General features: G+C 32.0%; 21 protein-coding genes. All 21 read right to left on the minus strand.

Features of this window, described 5'->3' with window-relative positions; translation table 11 throughout:
• The coding region (gene queA, locus ACTTG8_RS06895) for a tRNA preQ1(34) S-adenosylmethionine ribosyltransferase-isomerase QueA (RefSeq protein WP_442561388.1) at positions 1-1,014 on the minus strand (1,014 nt) is incomplete at its 3' end.
• A gap of 84 nt (positions 1,015-1,098) precedes the next feature.
• Entirely contained in the window at positions 1,099-2,016 is a 918-nt protein-coding gene (locus ACTTG8_RS06900) for a diacylglycerol/lipid kinase family protein (protein ID WP_442561389.1), read from the minus strand.
• A gap of 17 nt (positions 2,017-2,033) precedes the next feature.
• Positions 2,034-3,125 (minus strand): prephenate dehydrogenase, encoded by a 1,092-nt coding sequence (locus tag ACTTG8_RS06905; RefSeq protein ID WP_442561390.1) that lies wholly within the window; start codon positions 3,123-3,125, stop codon positions 2,034-2,036.
• 65 nt (positions 3,126-3,190) lie between these two features.
• A complete protein-coding gene (locus tag ACTTG8_RS06910) occupies positions 3,191-6,367 on the minus strand; it encodes a DUF5704 domain-containing protein (protein WP_442561391.1) in 3,177 nt (1,058 codons plus the stop codon).
• Positions 6,367-7,842: a hypothetical protein gene (locus ACTTG8_RS06915; protein ID WP_442561392.1), complete on the minus strand. Its 1,476-nt coding sequence runs from the start codon at positions 7,840-7,842 to the stop codon at positions 6,367-6,369. Before ACTTG8_RS06915 ends, ACTTG8_RS06910 begins: the two co-directional genes overlap by 1 nt.
• 1 nt (position 7,843) lies before the next feature.
• The gene (locus ACTTG8_RS06920; RefSeq protein ID WP_442561393.1) at positions 7,844-8,260 is read right to left on the minus strand and encodes a hypothetical protein; all 417 of its coding nucleotides are present in this window, start codon (positions 8,258-8,260) and stop codon (positions 7,844-7,846) included.
• Positions 8,261-8,273: 13 nt separating this feature from the next.
• On the minus strand, positions 8,274-8,783 hold the full coding sequence (locus ACTTG8_RS06925) for a hypothetical protein (RefSeq protein WP_442561394.1): 510 nt from the start codon (positions 8,781-8,783) through the stop codon (positions 8,274-8,276).
• Positions 8,784-8,805: 22 nt separating this feature from the next.
• Positions 8,806-9,282 carry a hypothetical protein gene (locus ACTTG8_RS06930; RefSeq protein ID WP_442561395.1) on the minus strand — a complete coding sequence of 159 codons (477 nt, stop codon included), beginning with the start codon at positions 9,280-9,282 and terminating at the stop codon, positions 8,806-8,808.
• Positions 9,252-9,410, minus strand: coding sequence for a hypothetical protein (locus ACTTG8_RS06935; RefSeq protein ID WP_442561396.1), 159 nt, complete (start codon positions 9,408-9,410; stop codon positions 9,252-9,254). The genes ACTTG8_RS06930 and ACTTG8_RS06935 overlap by 31 nt, the downstream gene beginning before the upstream one ends.
• Positions 9,411-9,418: 8 nt before the next feature.
• Complete coding sequence (locus ACTTG8_RS06940) at positions 9,419-9,826, minus strand: hypothetical protein (RefSeq protein ID WP_442561397.1); 408 nt, start codon at positions 9,824-9,826, stop codon at positions 9,419-9,421.
• Positions 9,827-9,865: 39 nt separating this feature from the next.
• The gene (locus tag ACTTG8_RS06945; protein ID WP_442561398.1) at positions 9,866-11,461 is read right to left on the minus strand and encodes a hypothetical protein; all 1,596 of its coding nucleotides are present in this window, start codon (positions 11,459-11,461) and stop codon (positions 9,866-9,868) included.
• Complete coding sequence (locus ACTTG8_RS06950; protein ID WP_442561399.1) at positions 11,442-13,019, minus strand: ATPase, T2SS/T4P/T4SS family; 1,578 nt, start codon at positions 13,017-13,019, stop codon at positions 11,442-11,444. The genes ACTTG8_RS06945 and ACTTG8_RS06950 overlap by 20 nt, the downstream gene beginning before the upstream one ends.
• Positions 13,016-13,840, minus strand: a complete 825-nt coding sequence (locus ACTTG8_RS06955; protein WP_442561400.1) for a hypothetical protein — start codon at positions 13,838-13,840, stop codon at positions 13,016-13,018. Before ACTTG8_RS06955 ends, ACTTG8_RS06950 begins: the two co-directional genes overlap by 4 nt.
• Before the next feature lie 219 nt (positions 13,841-14,059).
• The gene (locus tag ACTTG8_RS06960; RefSeq protein WP_442561401.1) at positions 14,060-15,592 is read right to left on the minus strand and encodes an asparagine synthetase B family protein; all 1,533 of its coding nucleotides are present in this window, start codon (positions 15,590-15,592) and stop codon (positions 14,060-14,062) included.
• On the minus strand, positions 15,593-16,267 hold the full coding sequence (gene pyrE / locus ACTTG8_RS06965) for an orotate phosphoribosyltransferase (protein WP_442561402.1): 675 nt from the start codon (positions 16,265-16,267) through the stop codon (positions 15,593-15,595).
• A 90-nt stretch (positions 16,268-16,357) separates the two neighbouring features.
• Positions 16,358-16,543, minus strand: a complete 186-nt coding sequence (gene rpmB, locus ACTTG8_RS06970) for a 50S ribosomal protein L28 (protein WP_442561403.1) — start codon at positions 16,541-16,543, stop codon at positions 16,358-16,360.
• 97 nt (positions 16,544-16,640) lie between these two features.
• Complete coding sequence (locus ACTTG8_RS06975; protein ID WP_442561404.1) at positions 16,641-18,647, minus strand: methyl-accepting chemotaxis protein; 2,007 nt, start codon at positions 18,645-18,647, stop codon at positions 16,641-16,643.
• 325 nt (positions 18,648-18,972) lie between these two features.
• Positions 18,973-20,979 (minus strand): methyl-accepting chemotaxis protein, encoded by a 2,007-nt coding sequence (locus tag ACTTG8_RS06980; RefSeq protein ID WP_442561405.1) that lies wholly within the window; start codon positions 20,977-20,979, stop codon positions 18,973-18,975.
• A 106-nt stretch (positions 20,980-21,085) separates the two neighbouring features.
• Positions 21,086-21,997, minus strand: a complete 912-nt coding sequence (locus ACTTG8_RS06985) for an ABC transporter permease (protein WP_442561406.1) — start codon at positions 21,995-21,997, stop codon at positions 21,086-21,088.
• Positions 21,998-22,840, minus strand: a complete 843-nt coding sequence (locus ACTTG8_RS06990) for a hypothetical protein (protein ID WP_442561407.1) — start codon at positions 22,838-22,840, stop codon at positions 21,998-22,000.
• Entirely contained in the window at positions 22,830-23,444 is a 615-nt protein-coding gene (locus ACTTG8_RS06995) for an ATP-binding cassette domain-containing protein (RefSeq protein ID WP_442561408.1), read from the minus strand. The genes ACTTG8_RS06990 and ACTTG8_RS06995 overlap by 11 nt, the downstream gene beginning before the upstream one ends.
• Between the last annotated feature and the right edge of the window lie 207 nt (positions 23,445-23,651).

Below are 23,651 nucleotides of genomic sequence, written 5' to 3' on the forward strand. Positions count from 1 at the left end.
CATAGCATCTCCAAAAGAAAAAAATCTATACCTCTCACCTACTGCTGTCTCATAAGCAGAAAGTACCTTTTCTTTTCCTGCAAATGCAGATACTAGCATTACAAGTGTTGACTCAGGAAGATGGAAATTCGTTATCAGCCCATCCATGATCTTAAACTTATATCCCGGATAAATAAAAATATCTGTTTCACCTGTCTTTGCAGACATCAATCCATTTTCATCTGCTACGGATTCGATAGTTCTACAACTTGTAGTACCTACACAGATAATCCTTCCTCCATTCCTTTTTGTATCATTAATTATTTCTGCTGCTTCCCTATTTACTTCATACCATTCAGTATGCATATGATGATTATTCACATCTTCTACTTTTACAGGTCTAAAAGTTCCTAAACCCACATGAAGAGTTATTCCTACAATCTTTATACCTTTTTTCTCTATTTTATCAAGAAGTTCTTTTGTAAAATGCAATCCTGCAGTAGGTGCTGCTGCCGAACCGTTGAATTTTGCATAAACGGTCTGATACATTTCTTTATCTTCCAATTTATGAGTAATATATGGAGGTAAAGGCATTTCTCCAAGCGAATCTAATATTTCTTCAAAAATACCCTCATAATAAAATTTCACCAGTCTATTGCCCTCTTCTGCAATTTCAAGAATCTCAGCCTTAAGTCTGCCATCTCCAAATACCACCTTAGCTCCAGGTCTTAGTTTCTTACCGGGCTTTACTAAAGTCTCCCAAATATCATTTTGCAACCTTTTCAAAAGCAAAACTTCTACCTTTGCTCCTGTATCCTCTTTAACTCCTATAAGTCTTGCAGGAATTACCCTTGTATTATTAATTACCAAACAATCACCTTCATTAAGATAATCAATCACATCACTAAATACTCTATGCTTTATTTCACCTGAATTCCGGTCTAATACTAAAAGCCTAGATGCTGTCCTATCTTCTAAAGGATCTTGTGCAATGAGCTCTTCTGGTAGTTCATAAAAAAAATCACTGGTTTTCATATATTACAACGTCCTCGCTCTATCAGATATATTTTTCTATTTTCATATTGTAAGTGTAAGAAAGTCATTATTACTTTCCATAACTTACCTCACCTTCACCTTCAATGCCTGTTTATAGTTATGAATATGAATATTTTTATGTGCTCCACCGTCTTCACCATCAAGAGTCCACTGCAAATCTTCATCTGTTTCTATCACAATGTCTCCGGAATGAAAATGACAGATATTCTCTGACTTCATATCCATAAGAATAAATGAATTAATTATATTTTGCAAATCTAATGGATTTTTAGGCGTTTTTACAAAAATCGCATCAAATTCTCCATCATCCAAATAAACCTCCGGCCCTGTTATACCCTTAAATCCACCTACTGATTTTGAATTTGCTACCATCCCAAAAATAAAATCATCCTCAATAACATTTCCATCATACGATATTTTAAGATGATAAGATCTTATTTTCTGTAAGCTTTTCACTCCCTCCAAAAAATAAGCCGCCTTTCCTATTACATTTTTTACATCCTGTGATGTCTCATAAGATACCTCTGTAAATGCCCCAAAAGCAGCAACATAGGTAAAATAGCTATATAAATCTCCCTGCTTTCCTACACAAAAAGAACCAATGTCCACTGCTCTTTCAGTTCCGGTTAATATCACATCAACCGCTTCTTCCACTTCCTTAGGTATCTCAATACTGGTTGCAAAATCATTCACTGTTCCCACTGGAATATAGCCTACAACAGGTATGTTATCACCATTTTTTTCAGCCTCCATAAGACCTTTAGCAACCTCATTAAAAGTTCCATCTCCTCCGGCACATACTAATAAATCATAATTATGCGCTTCCAGTCTTGCCATATCTGAGGCATCCCCACCCTTAGCTGTAGGAAATACCCTAATATCAAAGCCTTTTGAAGAAAAACTTTCCAAGATAAATGAAACTTCTTTTCTAATATTTCCTTTACCTGAATTAGGATTATATATAAATAAAAGTTTGGACATAAGATTGGCCTCCCTCTTTAATCAAAAATCTTATAATTTCTTTCTTTTATAGCTATCAGTGCTAATTCCTTAGAGTTATTATCATAAAACTCTATTCTTAATACACCATCTGAATATTCCCTATTATGTGCTATTCCCATATTTTTTATACTTATTCCCTTTGCTGCAAGAATAGATGCCATAATTGCAATTGAACCAGGCTCATCAGGAACATATAAAAGTATTTCATGCGAGATAGCCATATTGCTTTTCCTAAGTGGCAATGAATCCCTATAATCCTTATTACTATCAAAAAACTCATACAGCTTATCTTCATTTTCCACTGAAATCAACTCTTTTACTACTTCTAATTCTTCAATATATTTATCTAAAAATTCAGAAATACTCTTTTTATTTGAAAGACATATATCCCTCCACATTGCAGGTGATGAAGAGGCTATCCTCGTTATATCCCTAAATCCCCCTGCCGCAAGCATTGCTAAAAGCCCATTCTTATCATCTGACTTAGCTACCACACCTACTAGAGAAGATGCAACTACATGAGGCACATGACTTATTGCTGCAGTTATGCTGTCATGTTTTAAGGCATCTATTACTATCGGAACAGCCTTAGTTTCTTCCACTAAACTCCTAAGCTTATCTAATTTATCTTGTTTTGTATCTTCAAACGGTGTTAATATATAATATGCATTTTCAAAAAGACTAATACTTGCATTTTTATATCCTATCTTTTCAGAACCGGCCATAGGATGACCACCTATAAACTGTCCTGTAAGTCCTTGATTAACAGCCTCCTCAGCTATACTTCCCTTAACACTCCCAACATCCGTAATTATACACTCTTTTTTTATAATGGTTTTTAACTGCTTTAAATACTCAATATTTGACATTACAGGAGCTGAAAGCAAAACTAAATCAACATCTGAAAACTCTCTTAAATCCTTAACTATCTCACTAAGGATACCATCTTCCTTTGCCAGCAGCAATTCTTCATCTTCTACTAACTTATAATTATATGCCACAAATACATACTCAGGATGCTTTTTTTTCCATATTTTTGCAAGTGAACCGCCAATAAGTCCAAAACCTATAAATCCTATCTTCTGCATAGACCTCTCCAAATTATCAGATAATATAAAGATGATAGCTTTTAGCTCCTATTTTGTCAATGCTTTTAATATACCTTTTTTACTTCTGCCCTTCTCTCCTGCCATATTTTTTTCGATAAATCATACACAAACAAATCTCCATCAATAAATTTTAGTTCTCCAACTCCTGCTGTATACTTTCTCCTTCCGGCAGTTTCATACTTCCAATTATTAAAATACCCATCTGCCTCATTTTTTTCATTTATATAGCTTAAAATCTTTGTTCCTCCCTTCAATGTGGAAATGTCCGTTGTCACAACCAGCTGACCACTTTTAATCCAAAAGTTTTCATCAAATTGAATTGACATATGCTTTTTCAGGTAATCTTCCAAATTAAAGCCTTTCTCACATACATATATGCGTTCAGGCAAAGAGTACTCACCTCCCCATCTTTGAATATACCTATTACTTCCTATTGCTAAAAGTTGCCTTGGGAGCATTGCCCTATCATACCTAAACAATCCTATCTTTTTGTCACCATTTTTTATATAATGAATATTGTTCTTATCTTTTTTACTACCGATTCTAATTAATCCTAGGATCCTATCTTCTTTTTCAGAAACTTCTTCATAATAAACATCTACCGGTTTTCTTTCTCCTGTCACACTATTTATCACATAAAAATCAAAATCCATCATTATCCCATATATTTCATTATAATAGTTCCCTATGGTAGTCAGTTCATACCTAACGGCATACCCTTTCTTAAAAGCACCTTCATTTTTAAACTTTGGATTGTCCCCCTCAACTAGAGGAAGTTTATTAAGTCTGATACCATTTCCAATAGCAAAACTTCCATTATCATTTTCCCACATCTTGGTATTTTTGACATCTTTAAGAGTAAAATCTATGAGCCGTCCACTAACTTCAACCCCTATCCTATTCTCAGCAACATAATTTTCTCTGGAAAGATTGGCATAGTATTCTTCGTCCTGTTCATTCAAACAGTTTATTGCAAAAGTCCTTATCAGAATTACATACTTTCCTTCATCTACGGTCATCGGCAAGCGAAAATGTGTATTACCGGATACTTCTATTGGTTCATTTGCAGCATGGAGATTACCTCCAACCAACACATCAAAAGGAAATATTATTTCTTTTTTTTGCACATATTTTCCATATTCCCTCTTTCCATAACCTTTTATATCTAAATGACTGCCTATGGTTAAAATTTCAACATCAAATCCCTTTTCCAGTACAAGCTGATACAGAGATTTATCTGGATTTATAAGCTGACACCATTTTTTTGCATCCAAGATATTATAATCACAGATTACAGGTGTATGAACTATAACTTGATTTACTCCTTCTATATCAAATTCAAGATTATTATCACCTTCTGGGTTTATACTATTAGTCAAGACATACATTACCTGACCGCTGCTATCATAAAGATTATTCTGTGTAGTGCTCTCAATTTTATTTCCAAATTCATACAATACCTTCTTTTCCGTTTTTTTACCTTTTGCAGTTGGCTTAATTGGAACAGTAGTTTCTTTCCTAACTTCTTTTCCATCCATAATAACTTTACCATCAATAGACAGACTGTCATTTTTTACTAAAACATCTCCAACTACAGTTTCAATTTCATTTTGTGGATCATAGGGTGGTATACTTGAGCCATTTACATGTCTTGCCCCTAAATTTATTATCTTAAGACTTTCCGGTGGGGGTTTTAAATGTGCAATTTCTGATATATCTGCCATATATTCTATTTTAGGTCTAATATACCCATTTGGAATCATCTTAATTCCAGTATCAGGCAATGCTTTATTATGTAAAATTGCTCCATCCAGTGTATATACTTCTAAATTATCAATATACCAGTATGAGTACTTTCTCTTTACTTGTGTTAAATAATCTCTCCTTCTAACTGCTTTATGCAATACTGCATTTTTCCCCTTACCTGAAACCCAACTTAGATGCCATGTTATATAACTTCTTACCTTGTACAGTTTCTCTCCATTTTTATTTTTAAATCTATATTTAAGTAAGTATTCTTCAGTAACAACATTTTTATAATAATATTCATCTGTCGGAATTCCATCTACAATATCAAAAGGTGAATTTTCAAGTGTTCCGGAGCCAATTACCCCTATAGGCTCCGGCTCAGGTAGTTCGTTATAAATCTCATCTGTGTAATCCTTAACTTTAATATGTGTTTTTTCATATGTACCGACAACTAAAGCTTCATCATCTCCTAAAACTATTTTCTGCTTATCTGCCCCTTTACCAAACTTTTTATTAATAGATTTTTTCGCATCACCCGTTTCATAAAACTCACTTGCTACCAATCTATACTTAATGTATTTACCCTTTTTCTTTGCTTCTAATTCTGTCGGCAAGTCAACGGTAATTTTAGATGCAAAATATGCTTCATTACTATTAAATTTATTATGAGGATTCTCAACACTTCCACTAGCAGTTCTAACTTCTTTTAGCAGTTTTCCGCTTTTATCTACATATTTTACTCGTACATTAGAATATATTTCATACTGAAAATCATGATTATAATAATCTTTATTATGCCATTGCTTTTTAGTAATCGGTCTCCACGCTTCTGCATTCCTTATTTTATCGATATTCGTCAAATTATCATGCCTAATCTTTTTTACAATGTCTTTTTTCTTATCATAATCATATTTCGAGTTATTCAAATAAACATATTTTCCATTTGGTTTCAGAAAATCCTTTTTCTTCTTTTTATTATAAGCAGAAATCACTGCTCTTCTAATTTCTTCAGCTGTTACAACTTCATAGGTTTCAAAGAACGCATCCAAGTAAAGGGTTTTATTACCTTTTTGATAGTTTTCAATCAGTTTTTTGTAAAATGCCTTATTGGATAACATCTGACTTTTAATATATTTACCATCCACCGTATTATTTACAGTATAAATCCCATTATGCTTTTCTACTGTCATAACTTTTACAGTTATATCATTCCTATACAAGGTTATCATCGGACTTTTTCGTGTAAGGGGATACCCCAGCTTATCAGACGGTTCTAAAGATAGATAGTACCCCTTAGTCTGCCATCTGATACCTGTAACCGCCGCAGCTTCTTTAGATTCCCATGAAATATCACCGTTATTATTATCTACAATCAAATTATATGCTGACTTAACTTCTGATAAACTAACAATAAAAATCAGACATATAAATACAATAACTGTCAGACAAGTCATCTTAACCTGTTTCATCATTATTTCCAGCCATAGAATACATATGTATCTTTAGGGTCATACCATAGCTTATCTTTTTTAGTTATCTTAAACTGTTTTAATATCTTTTTCTTTCTAATATTCCTCCTCGAATTATCAATATAGCTCAATTTAGCCCATTTCCAAGGATAATCTTCAAAATTTAATTCATTATGTAATATTTCAGGATAATTTACAGCATAAACGCCTTCAATCCACTTACCTATTTTCACAAAATCTTTATAATTTTTTGCTATTCCCCAAGCACTATCAAGCATTTGACTTCCATAAATTATCTTATCAAAATTTTTTTTGAAATTCTTACAAGATACTATTCGAAATTTCATATAAGTATGAGCCATAACCCCCTCAGATAAACAATATATTGCACTTGCATCTGTTGCCGAAGGCTCTGCTTCTATAATTACCTTATTCTTCTTAACAAATTTTACATATTGATTTATTTCTTTTCTTATATTCTTTATTTCTTCCGCCTCTTCACGCATGCAAGAATAAATGTCTACCAATTCATCCACCCATTTTTTATCAATCGTCCTATAATCAACATTAAATCTACAATCCTGTAACCTCCTCACTACCTCAGCCCTATCATATATGTTACCATCATAAATGCTATAATCCATATATTTTGCAAATGCAAACTTTGGTTTTTCATAATCTTGATGTTCTGTACGATATGTGGAAGGATAGTTTTCATAATCAAACCTTGTTTCATAAAATGAATTTGGAAATGAGTCAAGTATATATTTATACTCAGATGCATTTACCGGAAGATTTTTTGTCCTTATAAGCTGTCCATCAAGACTTATTAAATATCTTTTTTCGCTATTGTAAGTCCTGTCTATTGCTGCCTTAATCTCAGATAAACTAACTTCTCTTTTAGGTTCTATATTCCTTTTTTGAGAATATTTACCTAAAGATTTACCTATAATTATCCCGTTACATAATGTCAGTATGGTACATACTCTATATTTTTCATCAACTTCATCCAAATCATTTATCCTGTTATACTTTTTTATGTTGGTAGCGGTAAAAATCATATCATTTTCCACAACCTCTTTATAGGGATATTCAGGAGGATCACCAATATCATATCTATTATCCTGTTTATAATTTCCCTCCTCAATCTTTTTAATATCCCAATCCCATACTTCTCCCTGCTTCATCATTATTGAGCAACAGATAGCAGATAATTTTTCTACTGTAACTTTTTCTTCAGGGGATGTTAAATTTTCCACACCATTAATTCCAAATCTTATTATTCCCCGTTTTTTCCCTTCAAAACTATTATCTTCAAGTATGCCCAAATTTATCCTTTCAGCAATATAATCAACTGCTTGTTCAGCGTTACAGCTTTCCCCGGCAGATACCATATTCTTGTCCACTGCTGAAATAAGAAAAACAAATACCATAACCATACTAATAAAAACTATTTTTCTAAAACTAAAGCTTCTCATATTATCCCCTTTTTATTTCAAATTTCAATCTAATAATTTTACCATTTTCATTTCTTCCAACATGACCTATATAATCATCATAAGGTTCTATATAAAAGCTATTCTCAGGTATATTGGCAGCAATACTAAATTCATTATATTTTGAAAATATTCTACTACCTCTATTATTAATTACCCTAACCTCTATATCAGTTTGATGCTTTCTTGTAATATTTATAACTTCTGCTCCAGTCAATATTTCAGAATCATATTTAGCCAAATTATATTCTCTATAATCCTTTTCTTTTTCATTAATATTCTTCAAAAAAATATTTCCTAAAGCCCTCCCCTCATGCATTACTAAAAGACTAAAGCTTATAACCACACAAGTTATAAAAATTCCTGCTGAAATAGTCAACATTTTCAAAGAATTTTCCAAATCTACCTCCCAATCATTCAAGACCCAGTACACATTTTTTGCATGGCATTCCTCCTGATAATGCACACTCTTCAATTGAAGAATATATTTTTGCCAAACTTTTACTTTCAGGCATATGGCTGCAAAAATATGTATTGTGATATATATTTTTATACAAAAAATAATATATTCTTTCCTTATTCTCAGACTTAAGCTTATAAATTTCTTTCAAATTTCCATTAAACATTATGTCTTTCCTTTGTTTAAGAAAAAGCCGGTCTTCTTTTATTTTATTAATATACTCTGACCAAAACATCTTACTTTCATTTCTTGATATCGAAATATTAGAGCCGAATAACTCTTTTTTCAAATGATCTTCTGAATATTTATGTTTAACATTATATCTTGCAGTCCTAAAATCGTCCTGTACATCACTTACTCCTGCACCTGCTAATTCCATCATCTTATTTTCTGCAACTATACCTTCTTCAAAAAATATATGTAATGACCATATTTTTAAACTTCCTATTAAGACAATAACCATTACAAATACAGAAACTAGTGAACTAATTTTGGATATACTCGTTTTCTACCATTCCTCCCAACTCTATTGTTTTTTGTGGAAACATATTTAGCATTTTACCTTTATCATGTATTGTACAGCATACTTCATCACCAATCTTAAACTTATATTTAGAATTATTCTTTAACAAACTCTTTATTTCTGCATCTGATACTTCTATATAGAACTCACGACTATCAATTATATCTCCATTATGAAAAATTGGTCTTACTGCCCTTTTTCTATGTAAAAGTCTCACTTCCTTATCTTCACCAATCTTAGAAAGATTAACATAAAAATTATCCAGTTCCATCTTGTCAATATATCCAGTGTACTTAACTTTATCTAAAAACCTATCTGTAAGATTGATTGTTTCAATATCTATAAGTGATTTTATCCTTATTTGGATAAGATATATCGGACATATGAATATCAATATAAAACCTATTATTATGCTCCAAAATTTACCAAAAACCTCCATACCAGCTCCATCTTAATAATTTTCTCCAAATTTCCACTATACATTTCGTATAGAAAAATCTGACTTATTGCTACTGTAAATATAAATAGAGCAGCCGTTTTTTTCAACAATTCTAATATTCTAATCATAATCTTACCTATTGAACTTGTTGGATAAAGGTAAGCCTATCCACGCTACCATCATCTTTATATTTTACCTTTCCAATAAAATTCCCATATTGATAAACATTGTTTGTAAGCCAATTTGAATTTTCAACCTTAACACCTTCAGGAGAACTCCCCTTTGTCTCATTGGTAACTATATAAATATCTGTCTTACTTTTTAATCTTTTTGCAGTTCTTATCACTTCATTTCCTGATAATGTCAAGCCATTATAAAATTCAATTCCTCCATTTCCCATCTCCGTTGTGTACTCACCCATTTGATTTATTCCTTGTGCTGCTATGTCTTTAGCCTCCCTCGTTACAAAAAATGCAATACTTATAACTATACAGGTAATAATCACTCCTGCTGCCAGTGTCAATCCTTTTAATCCATTACTCATACTATCTCTCCTTTCAAAATTCACTCCACATCATTGAAATTAAGTTAATTTTACTGTTACATCCAAAAGATTTTTTATACTTATAACTAAAAATGGTACTATCATATATGCTCCAACAGTCATCATAAACGGAAGATATAAAAATGTGGAAATTATAGCCTCTTTTTTTCTCACTATGAGTTCCTGATCCTGCCGTCTTTTTGCAGTATAATAGTCTTTTCTAGACATCAAATCCTTAAATGCCTCACTTATACCTATTTTGTCACTAGCTATCAAATCATCAATTACATTTATAAAACTAGTTTTTTGCCAACGACTCCTTAAGCCGTCTAATGCCTTATGCTCATTAACATCCAGCTCATCTATACAAGATGCTACACTTTCTTTAAGAATAAGCGTAAAATTTTCAGTCCATAGCAAAATTTCTTCAACTGTCATTCCTATAACACTAGCAAGAGAAATTGTCATAAGTCGTACCTGTCCTATCTCCTCTTCAAGCACAGCTTCATAAAACATCCCATCTATAATCAAGCCTGTATACGGAATATAACTCAGTAAAAACGAAATAAATATTATTGGAATTATCATAAAATAAGACAATTTCCAATATCCTGCCCATATAGTTATGAGCCCAAAACTAAAGAAAAAACAGAAACATCGCATTAGTATAAAATGCTGATATGACTTTTCCGGAAAATTCTCATTAAAAATTTTAGCCACCTTTCCATTTTCCATCTTCCTATGTTCAAATAGCCATTTCAATGCCTTATTTATAAGCTTATTTTCCATTATCATTGATAAAATAGGCTCTATTCCATCTTCTCTAATTTCTTGCATTTTTTCAAAAAATATAATGAAAAGCATCGTAATAACTATACATAAAATCCTAGTCAAACTCCCCCTAAAGCCATTGTAAAAATCTACTAAATCCCCTACCTGTGATACTGCCCATCTCTCCATTATCGGCATTGTTATTATTGCAAAACTTATCGCAAAAAATACTGTACTAAAAATAAAATCTTCTCTTTCCCATTTTAATAAGTCAGAATCAATATTTTTCTGTAGTTCATCTATATTAGATATAAATACATTATCAGCATCTCCATACTTTATTCCACATTGGCAGATTGCTATGAAGATAAATAGAAACCTATTAGGACTTGCCACTTTATAATTTTCCGGAATACCATTTCCATCCAGTTCCTCTTCAATCAATCCAAGGTGTAGTTTAAGTTCTTCGCCTGCAGCAGAAAAAGCTGCCAAAAAAGCTTCCTCCACATCTCCAAAACGATAATATTCTCTCCTCAGCTCATTCAAATACATCGATAATTGTTTTAGAAGATTCTTTTCCTGTTTCCTTTTCCACTTTGCAAAACTATCTTTATACATTGCTATTCCAAGAACTAATGCCACTATAAAATACTTATTATCAAACCCTGCAATTACCAAAGCTATCACAAATATCAATATAGACTTTAATAAGTTAGCCATTAGCAACTTAACTGTATTGACTCCCAATCCAAAATCATCAAAAGGCAGGTATCTCCCAACTTCATATTCTGTTTTCCCAATAGCTATCCTTCCTATACCACTTAAACATAAAATCTTATAAATACTATATAACCATCTTTCCATCTTTTACCTTCTGCCACTGCCTAACATATTTGATAAACTTCATCCCTTCATTTTCAGGCAACCTTTCATAAATAGCCTCCTCAGTTTCTCTACTTAATTCATCCTTTAGAATATATTCTCCACGCATATTGTAGGCAATAATCTTCTCAATAAACCCCTGCTCATTTTCACAAGGCACAATCTCACTTATTTTTTCAATATATCTTTTTCCAAAAGAATTCTTTTTAACATGTATGTTTATTCTTACTGAATTTACTGCCTGCATAAGTGCTACCTTTTCATTTCTAAAGTTTCCCTGCATAAGAAGAGAATTTCTAATATAATGCACAAGGGCATTTGTATCCTTAGCATGATGAGTAAATAAAGTAAACGATGATGCATTTTGTGCAATCTGTACCAAAAAAAGTACGGCTTGCATAGTTGCTACTTCTCCCAATATAGTTACATTTCCATCTGTTTTTTTTGTAAAATCGAGCCCCTCTTGTATTCCTATTCCATCAGTTTCCTTAAAGCTGACTATATTTCTCCCCGGAAACCTTGAACGCAGATGTAATTCAAAAGACATCTCTGCAACTCTTATGTTCATCCAATCAGGAATAAATTTAACCATTGATGCCAAAAGAGTAGTTTTTCCTGAACCCTGTTCGCCGGTAATCGCTATCAGTCTTTCACCAATTACTAAATATTTTAACAGCTTAATTATATTAGCTGCTCCCTCTCCTATTATTATGTCTTCAAGTTCCAAAATATTTTCCATTCTGAACTTTCTTATAAAAAAACTCCAGCTTTCACAAAATGGAGGTCTGGATATAGAGGCTCTAGAGCCATCTGCAAGTTCTGTTACAACATACCCTCTTCTTTCAGATAACTGGCCAATTCCATAACTTTTGCATAAATTCCTGCATATCCGCTTAATTTCAGACTCTCCACTAAATTTTAAAAATGATAAACTTATTGTGTTTCCTTTATACATCATCCAAACATAAAAACTTCCATTATAATTAGAAACCCCTCCGGAAATTCCATCTATTACTAATGGTAATAGAACATCTATAATTCCATTGCCCTTGTAATTTTCATAAATTTTCTGACATAAAATTTCCATTTTCTCAGGAAAAGAAACTTGATGATTTCTAAATTTGGCAAAGGCTCTATTTAATTCTTTTTCGTCTATATCTCTTTTTTCAGGCCTTGTTACCACTTCTGAAAAATATGTATCAATTAGTTTCTCAAGTCCAAGTTTTCCATATTTTGTTATACTTTTTTCTAGCATGAGCTTAAACTTATATTCAGCATCTTCTATTAAAAACAATCCAATATTTTCTTCAGATATTTTATATTTTTCTGCAAGAAGTGAAATAATATAATTTTTAACAAATATCTTTGATGATTCATTTCCTGAACCACAGGTTCTTAATGCCTCTCTTAATTCTTCCCTTCTTTCTATTCTTGCCATTTTTTCCTTTATCAAAAATGGTCCAATATTCAAATTAACCCTTAATAACTGTGTAAAATCTCCTTTTACAGCTATTAAAAGTTCATCAAAGCTGCTTATCATATACTCAGCTCCTTTTCCTCTTGTGTCTCTGCTACATCTCTTATATATGTGGTAAGTTTTCTCAACTGTGAAATCAATTCATAACTTTTTTCTTTTCTTGTAGACCAAAGATTTTTTATTAAGAAACTTGCTAAATTGCCATTTTTACATATTCCTGTCAACGATTCATAATAAGGAATATATGATATTCTCTCTTCAGTAATTCCATACTCAGACATTAATTCTTCAAATTTTGTATCAGCTGCACTTTTATACCTACTTACAATAAAATAAACTTTATTTTTATCTAAAGAATATTCATTTAAAATACCCTTAATATCAATGTCATCCTGTGGTAAGTTGATAAATAAAAGATCTGCTCTTTCTATAATCTTCTTAGTTGTCATAGTATGTGTTCTTTTTAAATCTGAAAATACCACTTCATACCTTTCATCCAGTTCATCCAATAATCTGTCAATTATCTTATTCATTTCATAATCAAATAAATCATGGTTTAATGAATTTTGTGGAAAATAATGCAGTCTGCCATTTGCCATTCTTAGAGCTGCATTACTTAATCCATTAACTGGAAGTCCAGCCTTCATTAATCCATAAAAATAATTTATATTATTATTCCTGTTGTAATATATTGGTTCTTCAAATAGAAAGGACAACTGTTTTTTACCAATTAAAATGTCTTCTAATCCATGTCTTCCCGGAACATGATTTTCGAATAGTGCTACTTTTTTCTTATATCTTTGAGCATAAAAATGAGAAATCAGTGCAGTGTTAGTAGTAACTCCTGTTCGTATCTCTGCACTGCTCCAAAAGGCCACAAGCATAAATACCTCCCAAACATTAAAAAATTGAATTAATTTGATTTTATAAAATAATAAATAAAAATTAAGAACTCTATCATCAGATTTAAGTCTTATGTTTCCCTAAAAAAATAATACTCCCTAAAATATCATTTGTAAAGATATTTCAGAGAGTATCTGAATAGAAAAATTATCTGATTTTTTGTACAATTCACACAAAGTTTAAACCCAGCAATTTACCAGTTATTTTTGTGCAAAATACACAGAATACCAAAGTAAAAATGTATATATTGTCCAAATTTTACGCCAATTATCAGAATTTCCACCAATATAGTCCTCAAAAATTGCATTAATAGCCTTAACATCAAAGAATTTTTCTGCAATCTCACTGTTAAATAATCTGACTACATCTTTATTATAGCGTTCATCAGCTAACCAAATTCTGATTGGAACTATGAAACCAAGTTTCTTTCTGTACGCAATGTCTTCAGGCAAGACTTTCACTGCTGCATTACGGAAAGCAACCTTATTTTGTGTTTCATTTACCTTAAACTGAGGCGGCATTTTTCTTGCAATATCAAAAATCCTTCTATCAGTCAAAGGCATCCTTATCTCTAGACCTGCTGCTGTACTCATTTTATCCACATTGAGATAAATATCCCCTTCAAGCCATACACTTATGTCAACCAAAGACATCTTGCTTAAAGGATCCAAGCCTTCCATTTCCTCATACAAATCTTTTACATAATTTATAGGAAGATTATTTTCATCATAAACTTTCAAAATAGCCTTTTTTTCATCTTCCTTCATTATATTGGTATTTCCAACATAAAAATCTTTCAGATTATCTCCATATCTTTCGGCATTTCTATACATATTGTATCCGCCAAAAAATTCATCTGCTCCTTCACCGGAGTAACAAAGCTTTGTTTTCTTTGCTACTGCCTTACATCCAAGGGCAAACGCAATAGCTGATGCATCTGCAAGTGGCTGTTCCATATTTTCCATAACAAAAGGTACTATATCAAAATATTCCTCAGGAGAAATAATACTTGTCATATTTTCCCTATTTAATATTTTTGATGTCTCTTTTGCTAGATAGGACTCATCAAACCTCTCATCCTCATATCCACATGAAGCTGAAATCTTTGCATCAGACATAGCAAGTACATAAGATGAATCCACTCCACCGGACAAAAATGATGCTGCCTCTTCACCCTCATCCTTTATCTCAGTGAAAATCTGAGTTACCATACTATGTATTTCTTCAGAAAATTCTTCAATCGTCTTAGTATTATCTATATCCATTTCATACTTATAATATCTGGAAATGTTCATTTTTCCATTTTCCCAAACAAGAAAATGACCCGGCATTAATTTCTTTACACCCTTAAAAAATGTCTCATCCCCAGGCGTATAAGTAAGGCTTAAATATATCTGTAACAATGGTAGATTAAACTCCTTTACAAAAGCAGTATCTTCCATTATTTTTCTAATCTGTGTACCATAAATCAATCTTTCATCAGCAGTCTTATAATAATAAAATGGCTTTGCACCAAAATGATCTCTTACCAAAATAATTTTATCCCCATCAACTATGGCAAAAGCAAACATTCCATAAAGATGATTTAACATCTCCATTCCCCACTTTTCGTAAGCTTTTATTAAAATAAGATTTTCTCTTTCTTCCCTACCCAAATTCTCAGCAAGCCCCAATTCTTTACAAAGTGCCTTATGATTTCTAATATGTCCCTTGTATTCCCTAATTTCTACCATTTATTTTGCTCCATATTGATTATAGTATTCATCGATTCTTAATTTAAGCTCATCATTAATGACAATTTTCCCCTTAACTTCTCTATTATATAAATATTCTATTACCTCTTTCATGGTAACTATTGCTCCGGTAGGAAATCCGTAGGTTTCTGCTACTTCATTAAGGGCACTTATTTCTCCCTTACCCTTTTCGCCTCTGTCAAGAGAAACCATCATTCCTACTACATTTACATCACCCATTGACTTTATTATAGGATAGGTTTCTTCAATAGACTTACCTGATGTTGTAACATCCTCAATAATAACTACCTTATCACCAGATTTCATCTTACTTCCAAGCAATATTCCTGTATCACCATGATCCTTAATTTCTTTTCGATTTGACGAATATCTTATTTCCTTTCCATAAAGTTCATCAAATGCTGCTACTGTAGCTACAGATAATGGAATCCCCTTATAAGCCGGCCCGAAAAGTATATCAAAATCATCACCATAAGCCTCATGTATTGCCATTGCATAGAACTTACCAAGTTTTCTTAGCTGCCCACCGGTAACATAGGCTCCGGCATTCATAAAAAATGGTGATTTTCTTCCACTTTTAAGCGTAAAATCACCAAATTTAAGAACCTCCGATTCAACCATAAAGTCAATAAACTCTTTCTTGTACTGTTCCATATCAACTCTCCTAACCATTTTTTTTAATTCTATAATTGCATAAAAAAAGCTGTCACTACTCCGGTAACAGCCTCTTTTATCATTATTTAATTATGCGCGCTCTACACTGCCACTACGAAGGCAAGCAGCACAAACATGCATAGTCTTAGCTCCGCCTGGAGTTTTAACTCTAACAGTTCTTACATTAGCCTTCCATGATCTGTTGTTTCTTCTGTGGGAATGGCTCACAGCTATACCAAAGCTAACACCTTTTCCACAAACATCACACTTTGCCATTACAGCACCTCCTCTATCTCCAATGGAAATTTTAGATTATCTAAACACAAAACACACTAGCAAGTATTTTAACAGAATTTCGTTGTAATTGCAAGTCTTATAACTTAAATTTTTTAATAACCTCATCAAGTTCCATGGAGAGTTCCATAAGGGCATGACTTTCATTCTTTACCTCTTCAAATGTTCTGGCCTGTTCCTCAGTAGATGCAGAGATTTCATCCGTAGCAGCTGAATTTTCTTTTGATAATGCTGAAGTATTCTGCATAATATCGTATAATTTTCCTTGTGCCTCGCCAATCTGTTTGTTTGAAATAATAATTTCATCCATAGCCAATTTTAGCTTAGTAATTGCATCTGAAATTCCCTTAAAACGGACTTCCACTTCGTCAACATTATTTGCCTGATTAACTACTATTTCGGCAGATTCATTTATTTTGTCTACAGCATACGCTGTTCGCTTTAGCAATTCGTTTACAGACTGATTAATATTCTCTGTAAACTTACTTGAATTTTCTGCCAGCTTTCTTATTTCTTCTGCAACAACTGCAAATCCCTTACCTGCCTCACCTGCCCTAGCTGCCTCTATAGCAGCATTCAGTGCAAGAAGATTGGTCTGCTCTGCTATAGAACGAATCATCTCACCTGCTGACTTTATTTCATCAACACTTATCTGGGTATTGTCAATAGCCTCCTTTATCTCTCCTGATATAACTTTATTGCTTTCAGTAGACTTTAAAAGCTCTAACATTGTAATCATTCCCTCATTCTTTAGCTCTTCTGCATTTCCCGAAGCATCTTTCAATATTTTAAGATTGGAATCATTTTTATCAATCATCTCACTCAAATATTCCACCTGAACCACACCAACTTGAGTATCTTCTGCCTGTGAACTTACACTATGTGCTACAGTTTCCAAAGTTTTTGCAATCTGTTCTGTAGATTCACTGATTTTATCTGATTTATCAAAGAAACTCTGACAAGACAAATTCAGTTCCTTTGAAGAATTAATCATCTTCTCAATAATCTCTACAAAATTCGCCTTAAGTTCTTGAGTTGCCCTGTAAATATCTCCAATTTCATTTTTTTTGTTCGAATAATCATTCTTAGGCTCAGCTCTCAAATTATATTCTGCTAACTTTGTAATGTCTTCCTTCAAGGACTTTATCGCCTTCGCAATGAGTGAGGCAATGAAAAATACTGCTGCAATGCCAATGACAAGTATAATTATAGAAATAACAAGCAATAATACCGTAAGTTCCACACTAGGAGCATATACTTCATCCTCATCTATAGATGTAATCAAGGTAAGCCCTCTGCTCTTAAGATTATAATAACCTGCTAATTTTTTATTGCCTGAAAACTTATACTCTCCCACTCCGGAATCATTCTGCTTTACTTCATTATTAAAAAAATCTACAAAACCATCATAAGCAGTATCTGCTGCCTTATCCATTACATTAAGTCCTTCTTCTACTAACTCGCTGTTAGTATGAGCGATTAATCGGGTATTATTATCAAATACAGAAAGAATACCTGATGACTGCCATTCAAATTCTGCACAGAGTTTGTTCATAAAGTCCATGCTTTTCACTGCTCCAAATACACCTTCTATCTGACCATATCTATAGTATGGGGCTGTAATTACTATAACTTTTGAGCCATCCTTTGTATCATTAGTTATTTCAGATATGTATAGCTTGCCCGTTAATGCCTGCTTAAAATATTCCATTTCAGCAACATCGAAAACTTCAGCTTCAGGAGTTATGCTAGTTGCCTTTCCGACATTATCAGTATAAAAAAAGTTTTTAAATCCAAGCTCCTTTGCCCTGTTTCCAAAAAAATCTGTTTTTTCACTCCAAAGTGAGTACCTATCAGCTAAAAGAGCATTTTGAGAAAGTTCAGTTACAGAACTCTCAACCAGTTTAAGTTCCATATTTATGTTGCTTGCCACCTGTGCAACTATGACTTTCATATCATCATGCACCTGTTTTCTAAAATATTTTTTTACCATACCCTGCGTTACAAAAAGCATGAGCAAACTTGAAACAATGAGTATTCCTGCAAAGCAAACCGTAATTAATGTCTTAATTGATAATTTTCTCATTTTTTCTCCTCCAAAAATTAAATTTTTAGTTATTAATGCAGAAAATTCATTATTTCATAATTATATAATTGTTAAAATATTATATAATTATAAATATTTTTAACTACTTATTATGAATTTTCATCATTCTTATTATAGTTACATTTTAATAAATTTCTGATATTTTTGCAATAGTTTTATCACTATTTTAAATTAATTATTAAAATTCTAAAATAATTTATTTTTTAATAGATAATTTTAAATAATCTTCCTATTAAAACAATAAAAAAGGTAGCAAACCTTATAATAGGTTCTGCTACCTTTTTCAAAATTTTATACAATTAACTTATAATTTAAATCTCTGTATAATCTCATCAAGCTCTCTTGAGAGTTCCATAAGAACCTGACTCTCATCCTTAACTTCCTCAAAAGTTGATGCCTGTTCCTGTGTCGATGCCGATATTTCCTGCGTAGCTGCCGAATTTTCTTCTGAAAGTGCAGATACATTTTCCATAATAGTATATAACTTTTTCTGCGAATCATCAATCTGTTTATTAGAAGTAATAATTTCATCCATAGCTGCCTTCAGTTCAGTAATTGCGTTTGAAATTCCACTAAAACGATCCCTTACCTCATCAACATTATGCGACTGATTATCTACTATCTCCGTAGAATCATTTATTTTTTCTACGGCATAAGCTGTCCTATTTAAAAGTTCATTAACTGATTGATTGATATTTTCTGTAAACTTACTGGAATTTTCTGCAAGCTTTCTTATTTCTTCTGCAACTACTGCAAATCCCTTACCTGCCTCACCTGCTCTTGCTGCCTCAATTGCGGCATTAAGGGCAAGGAGATTGGTCTGTTCTGCTATAGAGCGAATCATTTCTCCGGCAATCTTTATTTCATCTACACTGCTCTGAGTATTGTCTATAGCTTTCTTAATGTCATTCGATATTGCCTTGTTACTTTCTGTAGACTTAAGCAATTCCTTCATAGTGACAATTCCTTCATTTTTCAGTACCTCAGCATTTCCTGCCGCTTCACCCAGTATCTTAAGATTAGAATCATTTTGTTCAATCAAATTGCTTAAATTCTGCACTTGAATAACACCAACCTGAGTATCTTCTGCCTGAGAAGTCACTCCATGTGCTATTTCTTCCAATGTCTTTGCTATTTCATCACTAGAACGGCTTACCTTCTCTGATTTGTCAAAGAAACTCTGACAAGATACGTTCAATTCCTGAGAAGAAGATTTCATTTTATCCACTATCTCTACAAATTTAATTTTTAAATCCTGAGTTGCCCTATAAATATCACCAACCTCATCTCTTCTCTTCGAATAATCATTCTTAGGCTTGGCACTTAAATTATACTCTGAAATCTCAGTAATATCTTCCTTAAGTGAATTAATAGGTTTTGATATCATAGATGCAATGAAGAATGCAAAAATAGTACCTATAACCATTACAACAAGTGCAATTACTATAAGAAATACTGTCAGATTGGTTACTGAAGAAAATACTTCCTTCGCATTTATAGATGCTAATACCGTTATTCCTCTATCAGTTATATTATAAAAACCTGCAAGCTTGTCATTACCTGCAAAACAGTATTCTCCCACTCCTGATGTTTTAGTCTTAACTTCATTTGCAAAAAATTCCGATACCTCTTTATAATCAGGATCACTTGCTTTTTCCATTACATTAAGTCCTGAATCCACAAGTCCCTTATTTGTATGCCCTATCAATGTAGTCTCTTCATCATATACTGCTAAAATACCTGAATCCTGCCACTTAAATTTAGCACAAACATCACTTAAAAATCGGGTTGACTTACACCCTGCAAATACACCATCTATCTTTCCGTTTCTATACAGAGGAGCTGCAACAATAACTATTTTTGAACCATCAAGTGCATCAGTTCTAATCTTTGAAGTATATACCCTTCCCTGTATTGCCTGTTTGAAATATTCATTATCTGAAACATCAAAGCTATCTGCACTTGTGGTAAGATTTTTGCACATTCCCTTAGCATCAGTATAAAAAAACAGAGTAAACCCAAGTTCTTCTGCCCTTTTTTCAAAAAATGCCACCTTATCTGCCCAAGGTATTGTATCATTGGTAAGCATAGAATTTCTAGAAAGTTCATTTAACGACTTTTCAACCGACTCCAATTCAGACTCTACATGAAGTGCAGTCTGCTCAAGAATCACTCCCATGTCATCATAAACCTGTTCTCTAAAAAATCTTCTTATTGAGCCTTGATTTATGAGTAGCATAATAAGATTTGAAATAATAAGCATTCCCACAAAACAAACTGCAATAAGTGTCTTAATTGATGTTTTCTTCATCTTTCCCTCCTGTATATAATTTTTGAGAATAAGCTAAAATATTCAGTTTAGCGTTAAAATCTCAATTAATTATTATAATACTATCTTATAAAAGATTCAAGATATTTTAAAAATAAAAATAAATCATCATTCCAATAAAAAGAAATAATATCATAAGGCTATTTGTAATAAACTTAAATGCCTCTTCGGTTTTTGACAATTTTTCCAAAAAATATGATGCCAATAAATTAATGAAAAAGAAAAAGGCCACAACCACATATTGTTTAAGTTTTATTTCCATGAAAAAAAACATAGGAAAAAGAAAAATCAAGTATTTTAATATTGCAAGCATAATTTCTGTTCCCTGTATCACTCTCTCCTTAACTCCTGAAAGCATTATCCTATTTAAAACTCCTTTATTTCTTATAGTTTTTATGTATAAAAAGCCTATATTTCCTAGCTGTAAACTTATTACCATAAGAAAGGCCAATATTATATATGAAGAATAATCAATCCCTTTATTAATGCTCTCAGCTATTTTCCTATCATTTACATTTATATCTAAAATCTGATTGGCAAACTTAGTCTTTACCAAACTCTTTTCATATTCTTCAAAATCAATCTCCTCTTCAATCTTTACCCTATCATATAAATTAAAATAGATATAATCACTTACTAACTTTGTCGCAATTCTGTCATTTATAAGTCCTACTCCAACTTTAAAATTATTTCTTTTTACTTGAATCAGTCCATCAAAATTCCCTAGTAAAAAATTTTTTCCAAAATCCTTTTTTATAATATATTCAATATCCGCATCTTCCGAAACAGCCACTATGTTATCGAGTTCTGAAAGACTTTCCATTTCCTTTCTAGAAATCATGCTTTTATCATCATCTGATATTTTTATTTTAAATTTGCTGGGAGCTGATATACTTTTATCAAAAATATTGAATACAAATATAAACAAAAGTGAAAGTAATATAAGCACAAAAACAGATTTACTTAAAAGTTCATTTTTTATTCTGATTAAGCTATACATTTAACCACCTATCCCTATAAACCTGCCTATATTAATCAAAATAATCCAAATAAACAGATTCATAAAAATCAATTCTATAATGAATGTAATATATAATTCAACATTAAGTATTCCCGACATCAAAAGCCTCTGCTTTAACATCTTGCAAAACAAAATGCTGTGAAACATCTTTTCAATGCTTAACCCTACTAGAATAATTGCAATCAGAAGATTATATCCAAATTTTACTTCTTCCTTGCTAATCCCCATTATATCGTCACTTCCTACGAAAATACTGTTTCTTAATAAAATCAGTTTCATATAATCTCTCTGAAGTTCTGAAAATTTGGCAAACCTCTCCTCATCGTTTTTTCCATTTTCAGATAAAACTTCCATATAATAAAGCCCAGCATTTTGCGAAACATTAATTATATCTGTAAATCCCCTGACATAGCTTATTATAAGCCTTGCAAAATCATTATTCTCATTCTTTGCATAAATGTCTATTTCTGCCTTTTTCCCTTGATATAAGGTATTAATTGTATCCTTTTTTATATGCAATAAAAGCAAAGCCCTTCCCCTATCTACTTCTTCTCTTCCTATTTCATAGTCTTCTTGCACAAAATTAACAATCTCCGTTATTCTATCATTTAATATTGAATTAATCACAAGGCCTGCAAACATACCTCTTTCTTCATTGCATATAATTATATCCGGCTTTATCGCAGTTGATTTTCTCCAGACAAAGATAAACATAAAACATATTAGAATTACTAAAAAGAATGAAAATGAAACTGCTTTTAATCTTATACAATCAAGCTTTAATTGAATTAATAATAATTTGATTATATTTTTAATGCTCATAACTAAGCTCCAGTTTTCCATCAATCATTTTTCCCCACAAATTACAAACTTCATTTATAAATTCTTCTTGATGTGAGGTAACAATAATAATCTTATCTTTCTTTATATCATTTATAAGTTTTATAACCTTGCCTACAGTTTCTTTGTCCATCCCTTCAATCACCTCATCTAACAAGATAAGGTTGGGATTGTTTGAAAATCCTATAATAAAGTTTACCAGCCTCTTCTGCCCACCTGAAAGTTTACCTGTCTTTTTCTTGAGCAAAGTATATATTCCCAATTCTTCGGCAAAAAGTTCAATTCTTTGATAATCAACCTTAGCATTTTCCCCATTGCAAAAAGCCTTTAAATTATCTTTTATACTTAATTGTTCAAATAAAATTATTTCTTGAGGCACATAACCAATTGTTAAATTTTTATCAACCTCAACCTCTCCATCAAAATCCTTATCAATTCCTGCAACTATTTTTAATAAACTGGTCTTACCACAGCCATTTCTCCCTTGTAATGCCAACACATCACCTGATTTTAAATAAAGGTTGAGTCCATCAATAATATGTTTATTATCTATCATTTTTGATAGATTTCTTATCTTAAGCTCCATAGTTTCTCCCATCTGCCTAAGATTAAAGCACCTTGCAAAGTGCAAAGTGCTTTAACTCACCATATAAATAAATTTAGAATCAAATTAATTTTAATTTCCAAGCATTCCTGTCATTCCGGAAACCTGCTTAAGGCCGTTTTCAATTATAGATGCATCTTCTGCCGCAAGGCTCTCCTTAGCTGTCTTAATTATATCAGCCTCCATATT

This window comes from Catonella sp. (genome assembly GCF_052173895.1).
Taxonomy (GTDB): domain Bacteria; phylum Bacillota; class Clostridia; order Lachnospirales; family Lachnospiraceae; genus Catonella.

Coding starts and splice junctions, on each gene's coding strand:
- ACTTG8_RS06960 (WP_442561401.1), bottom strand. CDS start 15,592: ATGGTAGAAATTAGGGAATACAAGGGACATATTAGAAATCATAAGGCA.
- ACTTG8_RS06950 (WP_442561399.1), bottom strand. CDS start 13,019: ATGATAAGCAGCTTTGATGAACTTTTAATAGCTGTAAAAGGAGATTTT.
- ACTTG8_RS06940 (WP_442561397.1), bottom strand. CDS start 9,826: ATGAGTAATGGATTAAAAGGATTGACACTGGCAGCAGGAGTGATTATT.
- ACTTG8_RS06980 (WP_442561405.1), bottom strand. CDS start 20,979: ATGAAGAAAACATCAATTAAGACACTTATTGCAGTTTGTTTTGTGGGA.
- ACTTG8_RS06995 (WP_442561408.1), bottom strand. CDS start 23,444: ATGGAGCTTAAGATAAGAAATCTATCAAAAATGATAGATAATAAACAT.
- ACTTG8_RS06990 (WP_442561407.1), bottom strand. CDS start 22,840: ATGAGCATTAAAAATATAATCAAATTATTATTAATTCAATTAAAGCTT.
- ACTTG8_RS06935 (WP_442561396.1), bottom strand. CDS start 9,410: ATGATTAGAATATTAGAATTGTTGAAAAAAACGGCTGCTCTATTTATA.
- ACTTG8_RS06905 (WP_442561390.1), bottom strand. CDS start 3,125: ATGCAGAAGATAGGATTTATAGGTTTTGGACTTATTGGCGGTTCACTT.
- ACTTG8_RS06910 (WP_442561391.1), bottom strand. CDS start 6,367: ATGATGAAACAGGTTAAGATGACTTGTCTGACAGTTATTGTATTTATA.
- ACTTG8_RS06915 (WP_442561392.1), bottom strand. CDS start 7,842: ATGAGAAGCTTTAGTTTTAGAAAAATAGTTTTTATTAGTATGGTTATG.
- ACTTG8_RS06930 (WP_442561395.1), bottom strand. CDS start 9,282: ATGGAGGTTTTTGGTAAATTTTGGAGCATAATAATAGGTTTTATATTG.
- ACTTG8_RS06945 (WP_442561398.1), bottom strand. CDS start 11,461: ATGGAAAGATGGTTATATAGTATTTATAAGATTTTATGTTTAAGTGGT.
- ACTTG8_RS06900 (WP_442561389.1), bottom strand. CDS start 2,016: ATGTCCAAACTTTTATTTATATATAATCCTAATTCAGGTAAAGGAAAT.
- ACTTG8_RS06925 (WP_442561394.1), bottom strand. CDS start 8,783: ATGGTTATTGTCTTAATAGGAAGTTTAAAAATATGGTCATTACATATA.
- ACTTG8_RS06955 (WP_442561400.1), bottom strand. CDS start 13,840: ATGCTTGTGGCCTTTTGGAGCAGTGCAGAGATACGAACAGGAGTTACT.
- ACTTG8_RS06985 (WP_442561406.1), bottom strand. CDS start 21,997: ATGTATAGCTTAATCAGAATAAAAAATGAACTTTTAAGTAAATCTGTT.
- ACTTG8_RS06975 (WP_442561404.1), bottom strand. CDS start 18,647: ATGAGAAAATTATCAATTAAGACATTAATTACGGTTTGCTTTGCAGGA.
- pyrE (WP_442561402.1), bottom strand. CDS start 16,267: ATGGAACAGTACAAGAAAGAGTTTATTGACTTTATGGTTGAATCGGAG.
- rpmB (WP_442561403.1), bottom strand. CDS start 16,543: ATGGCAAAGTGTGATGTTTGTGGAAAAGGTGTTAGCTTTGGTATAGCT.